The sequence below is a fragment of the Janibacter sp. CFPM2_SD2 genome, assembly GCF_057364645.1.
The window spans coordinates 1-11,451 of record NZ_JBNFOF010000091.1 but is presented as its reverse complement, the minus strand read 5'-3'; the positions used below and the strand labels follow the sequence as shown (position 1 = coordinate 11,451).

Sequence of the window (11,451 nt, the reverse complement as noted above, 5' to 3'; positions counted from 1 at the left end):
CGGCCGGCGACCGGGCGGCAGGGGTGCGGGTCGCGTCGGCCTGCAGGCGCGGGTGCGCTGCGGGAGCACGTCGGTCACCGGCCGGCCGCGCGCCCAGGCCTCGAGGGCGATGAGCACCTCGTCGGCGTCCGGGCGCAGCTGCGGTCGGGGGTGAGCGCCGCGTAGAGCAGCGGCGCGAGCTCCGGGTCGACCTCGTGCAGGTCGGCGTCGCCGCGGCACACGCGGGCGAGGACCGCCTCCATGCCGCCACGACCGAAGGGAGAGCGGCCGGTCGCGGCGAAGACGAGCGTCGCCGCCCAGCCCCACCAGTCGGTCGCCGGGGTGACGTCGCCGCCCTCGACGAGCTCGGGCGAGAGGTAGCCGGGCGTGCCCATGACGAGGCCGGTCATCGTCATGCGCGAGGTGTCGGCGACGTGCGCGATGCCGAAGTCGATGACGACCGGGTCGCCGTCGAGCATGAGGACATTGCCCGGCTTGAGGTCGCGGTGGATGACGCCGACCTCGTGGATGGCGCGCAGCGCCTCGGCCAGGCCGCGGGCCAGGCGCAGCAGCGACTCGGCGTCGAGCGGGCCCTCCTCGCGGACGTGCTGCTCGAGGCTCGGGCCGGGGACGTAGCGGGTGACGATGTAGGGCTGGTCGGCCTCGAGGTCGGCGTCGAAGACCGGCGCGATGCGCTGCGAGCGCACCCGCGCCAGCGTGTCGACCTCGCGGGCGAGGCGGGCGCGGGCGTCGTCGTCGTGGGCGACGTGCGTGCGCAGCACCTTGACGCCACCGCGCGCCCACGGGCGTCGAGCGCGAGGTGGACGATGCCCATCCCGCCCTGCCCGAGCTGCTGGAGCACGCGGTAGGGACCGATCGTGTCGAAGTCCGCGACGCTGACGTGGCCGCGCTCGTCCGGGGCGGGGTCGTCCCCGATGAGCTCTGTCGTCATGGGATCAGCGTAGAAGGCCGACCTTGTGAGATCACGGAGCACCTCCTGAGCGCGGCCTGTGGCGCCGCCGTCACTGGGTGATGTAGGCCTCGAGCTGGTCGCGCTCGGCCGCGAGGTCGCGGATGCGCTGCTTGACGATGTCGCCGATGCTCACGATGGCGACAAGCTGCCCGTCACGCACGACGGGCACGTGCCGGATGCGCCGGTCGGTCATCTCACCCGCCAGGTCACGCACGTCGGCGTGCTCGTCGCAGGTGTGCACCTCGGCGGTCATGATCGCGCTCACCGGGCCCTCAAGGACGCCGACACCGTCGCTGTGGAGGCGGCGCACGACGTCTCGCTCCGAGACGATGCCGTCGACACTCCCTTCGCCCGTGGAGACCACGACGGCACCGATGCGGTGCTCGGCGAGCAGGGCGAGGAGCTCACCGACCGTGGCGTCGGGCGCGACGGTGACGACGTCGGTGCCCTTGCTGCGCAGTACGTCCGAGATCTTCATGTACCGACGGTAGTGGCCCGGGACCGCCGAGGGAAGGTCGAGCGCGGGCACATAGGGTGGGGACATCGAGCCCCGGAGGTGCACCCCCGTGACGACCCAGCGCACGTACGACCTCGTCATCGCCGCCAACCGCCTGCCCGTGGACCGGGTCCTCACCGCCGACGGGAGCGAGGAGTGGCACCGCTCCCCCGGCGGCCTGGTCACCGCGATGGACTCGGTGATGCGGGGTCGCGACGGGGCCTGGGTCGGCTGGGCCGGCGAGCCCGGCGAGGCTCCCGCCCCCTTCGCCGAGGCCGGCATGTGGCTGCACCCCGTGCCCGTGTCCGCCGACGAGCTCGAGACCTACTACGAGGGCTTCAGCAACGACACGCTCTGGCCGATCTACCACGACGTCATCGTCCCGGCGCACTTCCACCGCGAGTGGTGGCAGGCCTACGAGCGGGTCAACGAGCGCTTCGCCGCGGCGGTGTGCGAGGTCGCCGCACCCGGGGCGAAGGTCTGGATCCACGACTACCAGCTGCAGCTCGTGCCGGCGCTCGTGCGCAGGATGCGGCCCGACGTGCGGATCGGGTGGTTCAACCACATCCCCTTCCCGCCCGTGGAGCTCTTCGCCCAGCTGCCGTGGCGCTCGCAGATCATCGAGGGGCTGCTCGGCGCCGACTACCTCGGCTTCCAGCGGGTCGCCGACGCGCAGAACTTCCTGCGCGCCGCCCGCCGGCTCGACGGCCGCGCCACCCGCGGCGACACGGTGACCACGCGCGACGGCCGACGGCACCGAGCGGGTCGTGCGCGCCTCCGCCGTGCCGATCAGCATCGACGCCTCCGGCCTTGAGGAGCTCGCCCGCAGCGAGCCCGTGCAGGAGCGGGCGCGGCAGATCCGCACCTCGCTCGGCAACCCCGACATCGTCATGCTCGGCGTCGACCGGCTTGACTACACGAAGGGGATCCGCCACCGGCTCAAGGCCTACGAGGAGCTGCTCGCGCAGGGCACGCTGCGGCCTCCGGAGGTCACCTTCGTCCAGGTCGCGACCCCGAGCCGCGAGCGGGTCGAGGCCTACAAGCGGCTGCGGACCGAGGTCGAGACGACCGTCGGCCGGATCAACGGCACCTACGGCGCGCTCGGCGCCCCGGCCGTGCACTACCTGCACCAGAGCTATCCGCGCGAGGAGATGGCCGCGCTCTTCCAGGCGGCCGACGTCATGCTCGTGACCCCGCTGCGCGACGGGATGAACCTCGTCGCCAAGGAGTACGTCACCTGCCGCCACGACAACGGCGGGGCCCTCGTGCTCAGCGAGTTCACCGGCGCGTGGCACGAGCTGCACCAGTCCTTCGTCTGCAACCCCCACGACATCGAGGGGCTCAAGCAGACGATCCTGCGGGCCCTGCGCACCGACGACAAGGAGCGGCGTCGCCTCATGCGGGCGCTGCGCCGCCGCGTCGCCGACAACGACGTGCAGCGGTGGGCCGACCGCTTCCTCACCAACCTCGAGACGGCACCGCACAAGCCCGGCACGAAGGGGGCCTGACGTGCCCCTGCCGCAGGAGCTCACCACGGCCCTGGCCGCGGTCTGGCCGCGCCGCGGCTGCTCGTCGCCACGGACTTCGACGGGGTGCTCGCTCCCTTCGTCGTCGACCCGATGGACTCCCGGGCCCAGCCGGGCACGCTCGAGGCGCTCACCGCGCTGGCGGCCGCCCCGGCGACGTGGTCGGCCGTCGTCTCCGGGCGCGACCTGGCGACCCTCGACGAGCTCACCGGGCTCGCCGGGTCGACCGTGACCCGCATCGGCAGCCACGGCGCCCAGTCGAGCCGGGGCGGCGACCTGCCCGAGGGCACCGCGGCCGCGATCGCCGCACTACGCGGGGCCGTCGAGGCCGCCGTCGCGGACCGCGAGCCGCGAATCCGCCTGGAGCACAAGCCCGCTGCGGTCGTGCTGCACACCCGGGGCCAGCCCGACGACGTGCTGCCGACGGCTGCCGCGATCGCCGACGAGGCCGCCGCCGCCCCCGGTGTCACCCACCTGGCCGGCAAGGGCGTGCACGAGCTGAGCGTGCTGCGGGCCGACAAGGGCACCGCCTTGCGCGAGCTCGCGAGCGCGCTCGGGGTCGACGCGACCGTCTACCTCGGCGACGACGTCACCGACGAGCACGCCTTCGCCGTGCTCGGGGAGGGTGACCTCGGGATCAAGGTCGGGGCCGGCGAGACCGCCGCGAGTGCCCGGGTCGACGACGCCACGGCCGTGCCCGAGATCCTCGCGACGCTTGCCTCCCTTCGCTGAGGCGGCTGCGCCACACTGGGCCGATGGGCCCACCCGGACCCGCGAAAGGGAGGACCCGTGCCCCTCGACATCTCAGCCGCCCGGCCCGACCCGGCCCTGCTCGACCTGCCGTGGTCGGTGCCGCTCGAGGACTGGCCCGCCGAGCGGCTCGCCGCGCTGCCGCGCGGCATCTCGCGGCACGTCGTGCGCTTCGCGCGGCTGTCCGGCGGGATCGTCGCGGTCAAGGAGATCAAGGCCGACCTCGCCCGCAACGAGTACCGGCTGCTGCGGCAGCTGCGCCGCCTCGACCTGCCGTGCGTCGAGCCGCTCGCGGTCGTCTCCGGGCGCACCGACGCCCACGGGGAGCCGCTCGACGCCTGCCTCGTCACCCGGCACCTGCAGTTCTCCCTGCCCTACCGGATCGTCTTCAGCCAGAACCTGCGCGAGGACACCGCCGTCCGCCTCGCCGACGCCCTCGCCGCGCTGCTCGCCCGGATGCACCTCGCCGGCTTCTTCTGGGGCGACGTGTCGCTGTCCAACACGCTCTTCCGCCGCGACGCGGGCGCCTTCGCCGCCTACCTCGTCGACGCCGAGACCGGTGAGCTGCACGACCGGCTGAGCACCGGGCAGCGCGAGCACGACCTCGACCTCGCCGAGACCAACATCGCCGGCGAGATGATGGACCTGGCCGCCGCCGGCTACCTCCCCGAGGGGCTCGACCCGCTCGCCATCGCCGAGGACATCATCGAGCGCTACCGCGGGCTGTGGCAGGAGCTCACCGGGGACGAGTGGTTCGAGGCGGGCGAGCGGTGGCGGGTCGACGAGCGGATCCGCCGGCTCAACGCCCTGGGCTTCGACGTCGACGAGCTGGCCATCACGACCGACCTCGACGGCACCCACCTGCGCATCGAGCCCAAGGTCGTCGACGCCGGCCACCACAGCCGGCGCCTGCTGCGCCTCACCGGCCTCGACGTCGAGGAGAACCAGGCCCGCCGCCTGCTCAACGACCTCGACTCCTACCGCGCCGCCCTGGACCGGCAGAATGACGACGAGTCGCTCGTCGCCCACGACTGGCTGACCCGCGTCTACGAGCCGACGACCCGGCGGATCCCGCCGGAGCTGCGGGCGAAGCTCGAGCCGGCCGAGATCTTCCACGAGATCCTCGAGCACCGGTGGTACATGGCCGAGCGGCTGGGGCACGATGTGCCCATCGAGGACGCCATCGCCGCCTATCTGCGAGAGGTCCTGCCGAGCAAGCCCGACGAGCAGTCCGTCCTGGGTGCCGACACCCAGATGCTGCCCGTCGTCGACCCGGGGGAGACGAGATGACCGTGCCCGACCCGCTGCAGCAGCCCGCGGGCCCTCCCTTCGTCACGGGGAGCGACCCGATGCGGCCGGGGTCGCGCGCTTGGGTGGAGCAGCGCTTCGGCCGCAGCGCGAGCTTCGGCGACCGGATCCTGCCGGGCGTCGTCGACAGCCTGCTCGTCTCCCTCGCCGGGCTCGTGCCGCTCGTCATCGGCATCATCTGCTTCGTGCAGGGCCTGCCCGAGCGGGAGTACTGCACGCTCTACGGCACCAACGGCTGCAGCGTGCCGGGCACCGGGTCAACCGCCCTGGTCACCCTCGGCGTCGTCCTCATGATGCTGTCGGTCGTCACGGCCCTGGCGATGGTCGCCTACAACCGGGTGTGGCGGGTGACCCGCACCGGGCAGAGCCTCGGCAAGCGGCTCACCGGCCTACGCGTCGTCGATGCCGAGACCGGCGCGGTGCCGCGGCTCGGGCCGGCGGCGCTGCGCGAGCTGGTCCACCAGTTCGCCGGCATCATCAGCTGGATCTGGATGCTCGTCGACCACGACGACCGCACGCTCGCCGACATCGCCGGCCACACGCACGTCGTGCACGTCGACAAGTCCTGACGGCGCTCGCCACACCAGCCCCATGATTTCCGGGTGACCCGGAAATCACCCCTTCGCATGAGTTCCAAACCCTTGCGAAGGGGGTGTTTGTCCTGTCGAGCAGTGGCCAGCGGGCTCCCGCGAGCAGCCGCACCCCCGGAGCCGAGAGCGAAGGGGGTGTTTGTCCTGTCGAGCAGTGGCCAGCGGGCTCCCGCGAGCAGCCGCACCCCCGGAGCCGAGAGCGAAGGGGGCGGGTCAGGTCAGCGGGCGGCCGTGCGCAGGCGGGCGATCTCGTAGAGCGTGACGCCCGCGGCGAGGCCGGCGTTGAGCGACTCGACGCTGCTGCTCATCGGGATCGAGACGATCTGGTCGCAGGTCTCGCGGACCAGGCGCGAGAGGCCCTTGCCCTCGGAGCCCACGACGACGACGAGCGGCGAGGTCGCCAGCTCGAGGCCGGGCAGCTCGACGTCACCGTCCATGTCGAGGCCGACGACGAAGAAGCCCGCCTTGCGGTAGTCCTCGAGCGCCCGCACGAGATTGGCCGCCTGGGCGACGGGGACGCGGGCGGCCGCGCCGGCCGAGGTCTTCCACGCCGAGGCGGTCATGCCCGCGCTGCGGCGGGACGGCACGACGACGCCGTGGCCGCCGAAGGCCGCCGTCGAGCGGACGATCGCGCCGAGGTTGCGCGGGTCGGTGATGCCGTCGAGGGCGACGATGAGCGGCGTGCCCGGGATCTGCGAGTCGACGAGGTCCTTGGGGTGCGCGTAGTCGTAGGGCGGCACCTGCAGCGCCATGCCCTGGTGGACCGCGCCGTCGGTGATCCGGTCGAGCTCGGTGCGGGGCGTCTCCATGATCGGGATGCCCGCCTCGGCGGCGAGGGTGAGCGCCTCCTTGACCCGGTCGTCGCTGTCGATGCGGCTCGCGACGTACATCGTCGACACCGGCACATCGGTGCGCAGCGCCTCGAGCACGGAGTTGCGGCCCGCGACGACCTCGGTGGAGCCGGACTTCTTGCGCGTCGGGCCCGGGCGGCCGGAGGCGCGCTTGTCGGCGGCCTTCGACATCTTGTAGGCCTTGTGGTTGGGGCGGTCGCTCGCCTTGGGCGTCGGGCCCTTGCCCTCGAGGCCGCGGCGGCGCTGACCGCCGGAGCCGACCTGGGCGCCCTTCTTCGACCCGCTGCGGCGCACGGCGCCACGTCGCTGGCTGTTGCCGGCCATCAGTGCTCCTTCTTGCCGAGGCTCCACCGGGCGCCGCCCGGGGTGTCCTCGATGGTGATGCCCGCGGCGGTGAGTGCGTCGCGGATCTGGTCGGCGGTGTCGTAGTCACGGGCCGCACGCGCCTTGGCGCGCGCCTCGACCTGCAGCTGGACGAGGGCGTCGAGGGCGTCGGTGAGCTCCTCCTCGCGGCTGCCACCGGCACCGCCCCACGTCGCCGACAGGGGGTTGATGCCCAGGACGTCGGTCATCGCGACGACGGTGGCGGCGATCTCCGCGGCCTCGTCCCGACCCCCTTCGTCGAGGGCTGTGTTGCCGGCACGGACGGCCTCGTGGATCACCGCGAGGGCGCCGGCGACGCCGAGGTCGTCGTCCATCGAGGCGGCGAAGTCGGCGGGCAGCTCGACGGCCGGGTCGGCCTCGACGACCGTCTGGCCGGGCAGGGCCCGCCGCAGGAAACCGGCGATGCGCTCGACCGCCGCGCCCGCCTCCTCGAGGGAGCCGGGGTGGTACTCGATCATCGAGCGGTAGTGCGCCGCGGTGAGGAAGTAGCGGACGGTCAGCGGGTCGTGCTCCTGCACGAGCTGCTGGACCTCGAGGGCGTTGCCGAGGGACTTGCCCATCTTCTCCCCCTTGACCGTCACCCACCCGTTGTGCAGCCAGTAGTGGGCGAAGTCGAGCCCGGCCGCACGCGACTGGGCCTGCTCATTTTCGTGGTGGGGGAAGCGCAGGTCGATGCCGCCGCCGTGGATGTCGAAGGTGTCGCCGAGGTACTTGCGGGCCATCGCCGAGCACTCGAGGTGCCAGCCGGGGCGGCCCTCGCCATAGGGGGTCGGCCAGTTCGCCGTGGCCGGTTCCTCGGCCTTGCGGCCCTTCCACAGGGCGAAGTCGCGCGGTCGCGCTTGCCCCGGGGGTCGGCGTCCTCGGCCGCCACCATGTCGTCGAGGCCCTGGTGGCTCAGCTCGCCGTAGTCGGCCCAGCTCCTGACGTCGAAGTAGACGTCACCGCTGCCGTCGGCCGCCGGGTAGGCGTGACCGCGCTCGACGAGCAGGTCGATGAGCTCGACCATCTCGGTGATGTGCCCGGTCGCGCGCGGCTCGTAGGTCGCCGGCAGCACTCCGAGCAGGTCGAGCGCCTCGCTCGTGTAGCGCTCGTTGCGATAGCTGAGCGCCCACCACTCCTCGTCGGTGTCGGCGGCCTTGCGCAGGATCTTGTCGTCGATGTCCGTCACGTTGCGCACGAGGGTCACGTCGTAGCCGTGACCGCGCACGAGCCAGCGGCGCAGCACGTCGAAGGCGACGGCGAAGCGCAGGTGACCGATGTGCGGTGCGCCCTGGGTCGTGAGCCCACAGATGTACATCCCCACCCGGCCGGGGTCACGGGGACGAAGTCGCGCTGCTCGCGCGTGGCGGTGTCGAAGAGCTGCAGGGTCACGGGCCCAAGGCTAACGGGCGCAGGTGGTTACCTTGGCCCCGTGACGACCCAGATGCCGTCGTGGGCGGCCGTGACCCTCGCCGTGCTCCTCGGCCTCTGGTCCCTCGGCGTGGGCATCGCCTTCGGGCGTCAGCTCACGCGGCTGTGGTTTCGCCCGGGCTCGGGCGCGTGGCGCACGGCCGCGCGGGTGCTCCTGCTGCACGGCGTCCTCATCACGATCCTCCTGATGAGCGGGCTCGTCGTGCTCGCCGTCCGCGAGGAGACGACGTACCGGACGTGGCCGCTGGGCGGCCTGCTCGTGGCGATCCTCGTGCCGCTCGGCCCGGTCGTCGCCAACGTCCTGCCGAGCCGGTCCGGCCTGGCCCCCGACAAGGAGACCCTCGCCCGCGCGGGGGCCGACGAGAGCCAGGCCGCGGTGGTCCGATGGCTGGGTGCCCCCTTCGCCATCGTCGAGATGGCGATGCTCGTGACGGTCTGCTTCCCGGCACTCGCGGCCTGACCCTGCGGCTCAGTGCCCCCGGTCGAGCCACTCCTGCACGTGCGGAGCCTCGGCGCCGATCGTCGTGTCGTCGCCGTGGCCGGTGTGCACGACGGTGTCCGAAGGGAGGGTCAGCAGCTTGTCGCGGATGGACTCCACGATCGTCGGGAAGTCGGAGTACGACCGCCCCGTCGCGCCGGGGCCGCCCTGGAAGAGGGTGTCACCGGAGAAGACGACCCCGAGCTCGGGGCGTGCAGGCAGCAGGCGCCCGGTGCGTGGCCGGGAGTGTGCAGCACCGTGAGGTCGGTGCCGGCGACGGTGATGACCTGGCCGTGCGCGAGCGCGCCGTCGGGAGCACGGTCCGGGTAGGTCATCTGCCACAGCGGTGCTTCGTCGGGGTGCAGCAGGATCGGCGCGCCCGTCGCCTCGGCGACCTGCGCCGCGGCGTTGACGTGGTCGTTGTGGGCGTGGGTGCTGACGATCGCCTTGAGGGTGCGGTCACCGACCGCCTCGAGGATCGGGGCGGCCTCGTGCGCGGCGTCGATGACGATCACCTCGGCGTCGTCGCCGACGAGCCAGACGTTGTTGTCGACCTCCCACGAGCCGCCGTCGAGCTCGAAGCTCCCCGAGGTGACGACCTTGTCGATGCGCGCGGTCACAGGACCACCACCGAGCGCAGCACGTCACCGGAGTGCATCTTGTCGAAGGCCGACTCGATGTCGCCCAGACCGATCCGCTCGGTGACGAAGGCGTCGAGGTCGAAGCGCCCCTGGCGGTAGAGGTCGACGAGCATCGGGAAGTCACGGCTGGGCAGGCAGTCGCCGTACCAGCTCGACTTGAGGGCACCACCTCGGCCGAAGATCTCGATCATGGGGAGGGTGACCTCCTTGTCCGGGGCCGGGACCCCGACGAGGACGACCCGACCGGCGAGGTCGCGGGCGTAGAAGGCCTGCTCGTAGGTCTGCGGCAGGCCGACCGCGTCGACGACGACATCGGCACCGAAACCGCCCGTCAGCTCACGGACCCGCTCGACGGTGTCCTCGGTGCTCGCATCCACGGTGTGCGTGGCACCGAAGCCCTTGGCGATCTCCAGCTTCCGCGGATCCATGTCCACCGCGATGATCGTCGTCGCACCCGCAACCTTCGCGCCGGCGATCGCCGCATCACCGACACCACCGCACCCGATGACCGCAATCGACTCACCACGAGTGACCTCACCGGTGTTGACCGCGGCACCGAAGCCGGCCATCACACCGCAGCCCAGCAGGCCCACGGCCGCCGCGTCGGCGTCCCCGTCGACCTTGGTGCACTGCCCCGCAGCGACGAGGGTCTTCTCGGCGAAGGCGCCGATACCCAGCGCGGGGGTCAGCTCCTCGCCGGTCTCGGCGATGGTCATCTTCTGGGTCGCGTTGTGCGTGTCGAAGCAGTACTGCGGCTTGCCCTTCCGGCACGCGCGGCACTGACCGCACACCGCCCGCCAGTTGAGGATGACGAAATCACCGGGCGCCACCTCGGTGACCCCCTCGCCGACAGCCTCGACGACACCCGCGGCCTCGTGGCCGAGGAGGAAGGGGAACTCGTCGTTGATCCCCCCTTCGCGGTAGTGCAGGTCGGTGTGGCACACCCCGCACGACTGGACCTTGACCACGGCCTCTCCCGGGCCGGGGTCGGGGACGACGATGTCGACGACCTCGACATCGACTCCCTTCGAGCGAGCGATGACTGCCTTGACGGTCTGCGGCACGGTGCGACTCCTTCGCTGGCGGGGGCCGGCGGCCCGGCTCTCAGGCCCCATCTTGGCCCATGACGTGACGGCCGCGACATAGGGTCTGCCCATGGGACTCGACTTCGCCTTCCGCCACCTGATCACGCAGGTGGGCTGGGCCGCGCCGTTGGCCATCACGGCACTGGTCATCGGCGGGTGGGCGCTGCTGCGTCGTGACGAGGGGATGTGGTGGAAGCTCGTCGTCGGCGGCGTCCCCGCGCTCCTCGCCGCGCAGGCCGTGAGCGTCGTGGGCACCTTCATGCTCTACCAGCTCGACGGCTTCTACCGCGCCTACTGGATCGTCTCGCTGCCCACCCTCGTGCTCAACGTCGTGGGCCTGGCGCTCCTCGGCGCCGGCGCGTCTCGGGTCGCCGCGGCACGCCGGGCACGTCGCGATGAGCCTGCTCGTCGTCCAGCACCAGACGACCTGCCCGCCGGGCCGGGTCGGGACATGGCTTCGGGACGCCGGGGTCGAGCTCGACGTGCGCCGGCCCTACGCCGGCGAGGCGCTGCCTACCGACCTCTCCGGGCACGACGGCCTGCTCGTGCTCGGTGGCCAGATGGGCTGCCGCGACGACGAGGTGGCCCCGTGGCTGCCGGCCGTGCGTGACCTCATCAGCACCGCGGCGAAGGGGGGCACCCCCGCACTGGGCATCTGCCTGGGCCACCAGCTCGCCGCCGCCGCGCTCGGCGGCGAGGTCGGGCGCAACCCCGGTGGCAGGACCATCGGCGTGCTCACCGTCGGCATCACCGACCAGCTGGCCGACGACTCCGTGCTGGCGGGCGGCCGGCGGCGCGCGTGCCGCAGTGGAACGACGACATCGTCACCCGGCTGCCCGAGGGCGCGGTCGCCCTCGCCGACAACGAGCGCGGCGACCTGCTCGTCGCCCGGCTCGCCCCGACCGTCTGGGGCGTCCAGGGCCACCCCGAGGCCGACCTCGACATCGTCACGGCCTGGGCGGCCTGCCGACGCCGGCGCC

12 protein-coding genes and 2 pseudogenes are annotated in these 11,451 nt (G+C 72.6%); 8 read left to right on the top strand and 6 right to left on the bottom strand.

What is annotated here, in order from left to right; genetic code table 11:
• Window positions 1-74 precede the first annotated feature (74 nt).
• Both AC2W7J_RS10060 and AC2W7J_RS10055 read right to left on the bottom strand, forming a co-directional pair.
• Window positions 75-761, bottom strand: a complete 687-nt coding sequence (locus AC2W7J_RS10060) for a serine/threonine-protein kinase (protein WP_485982257.1) — start codon at window positions 759-761, stop codon at window positions 75-77.
• 240 nt (window positions 762-1,001) lie between these two features.
• Window positions 1,002-1,430 (bottom strand): CBS domain-containing protein, encoded by a 429-nt coding sequence (locus AC2W7J_RS10055; protein ID WP_421008094.1) that lies wholly within the window; start codon window positions 1,428-1,430, stop codon window positions 1,002-1,004.
• Window positions 1,431-1,518: 88 nt separating this feature from the next.
• On the opposite strand from AC2W7J_RS10055, the gene AC2W7J_RS10050 reads away from it, so the two are divergent.
• From AC2W7J_RS10050 to AC2W7J_RS10030, 5 genes are all read left to right on the top strand, one after another.
• Complete coding sequence (locus AC2W7J_RS10050) at window positions 1,519-2,262, top strand: alpha,alpha-trehalose-phosphate synthase (UDP-forming) (RefSeq protein ID WP_485982256.1); 744 nt, start codon at window positions 1,519-1,521, stop codon at window positions 2,260-2,262.
• Window positions 2,216-2,956, top strand: a complete 741-nt coding sequence (locus AC2W7J_RS10045) for an alpha,alpha-trehalose-phosphate synthase (UDP-forming) (RefSeq protein WP_485982255.1) — start codon at window positions 2,216-2,218, stop codon at window positions 2,954-2,956. The genes AC2W7J_RS10050 and AC2W7J_RS10045 overlap by 47 nt, the downstream gene beginning before the upstream one ends.
• A gap of 84 nt (window positions 2,957-3,040) precedes the next feature.
• Window positions 3,041-3,706 carry a trehalose-phosphatase gene (gene otsB / locus AC2W7J_RS10040; protein ID WP_485982254.1) on the top strand — a complete coding sequence of 222 codons (666 nt, stop codon included), beginning with the start codon at window positions 3,041-3,043 and terminating at the stop codon, window positions 3,704-3,706.
• Window positions 3,707-3,763: 57 nt separating this feature from the next.
• The gene (locus tag AC2W7J_RS10035) at window positions 3,764-5,014 is read left to right on the top strand and encodes a DUF4032 domain-containing protein (RefSeq protein ID WP_485982253.1); all 1,251 of its coding nucleotides are present in this window, start codon (window positions 3,764-3,766) and stop codon (window positions 5,012-5,014) included.
• A complete protein-coding gene (locus tag AC2W7J_RS10030) occupies window positions 5,011-5,601 on the top strand; it encodes an RDD family protein (RefSeq protein WP_427801743.1) in 591 nt (196 codons plus the stop codon). The genes AC2W7J_RS10035 and AC2W7J_RS10030 overlap by 4 nt, the downstream gene beginning before the upstream one ends.
• A 239-nt stretch (window positions 5,602-5,840) precedes the next feature.
• Here the strand turns inward: AC2W7J_RS10030 and rlmB are convergent, their stop codons facing one another.
• Together rlmB and cysS are read right to left on the bottom strand one after the other, a co-directional pair.
• Window positions 5,841-6,797, bottom strand: a complete 957-nt coding sequence (rlmB, locus tag AC2W7J_RS10025) for a 23S rRNA (guanosine(2251)-2'-O)-methyltransferase RlmB (RefSeq protein ID WP_255185143.1) — start codon at window positions 6,795-6,797, stop codon at window positions 5,841-5,843.
• A pseudogene (cysS, locus tag AC2W7J_RS10020) lies at window positions 6,797-8,228 on the bottom strand (cysteine--tRNA ligase). Before cysS ends, rlmB begins: the two are co-directional and overlap by 1 nt.
• A 40-nt stretch (window positions 8,229-8,268) precedes the next feature.
• Here cysS and AC2W7J_RS10015 point away from each other — a divergent pair.
• Entirely contained in the window at window positions 8,269-8,727 is a 459-nt protein-coding gene (locus AC2W7J_RS10015; RefSeq protein ID WP_255185141.1) for a hypothetical protein, read from the top strand.
• A gap of 9 nt (window positions 8,728-8,736) precedes the next feature.
• On the opposite strand, the pseudogene AC2W7J_RS10010 reads toward AC2W7J_RS10015, so the two are convergent.
• A pseudogene (locus AC2W7J_RS10010) lies at window positions 8,737-9,365 on the bottom strand (MBL fold metallo-hydrolase).
• Window positions 9,362-10,450, bottom strand: coding sequence for an S-(hydroxymethyl)mycothiol dehydrogenase (locus tag AC2W7J_RS10005; protein ID WP_485982252.1), 1,089 nt, complete (start codon window positions 10,448-10,450; stop codon window positions 9,362-9,364). Before AC2W7J_RS10005 ends, AC2W7J_RS10010 begins: the two are co-directional and overlap by 4 nt.
• Window positions 10,451-10,541: 91 nt before the next feature.
• Between AC2W7J_RS10005 and AC2W7J_RS10000 the strand changes: the two genes are divergently transcribed.
• Complete coding sequence (locus AC2W7J_RS10000; RefSeq protein WP_485982251.1) at window positions 10,542-11,081, top strand: hypothetical protein; 540 nt, start codon at window positions 10,542-10,544, stop codon at window positions 11,079-11,081.
• The coding region (locus tag AC2W7J_RS09995) for a glutamine amidotransferase-related protein (RefSeq protein ID WP_485982258.1) at window positions 10,981-11,451 on the top strand (471 nt) is incomplete at its 3' end. The genes AC2W7J_RS10000 and AC2W7J_RS09995, both read left to right, overlap by 101 nt.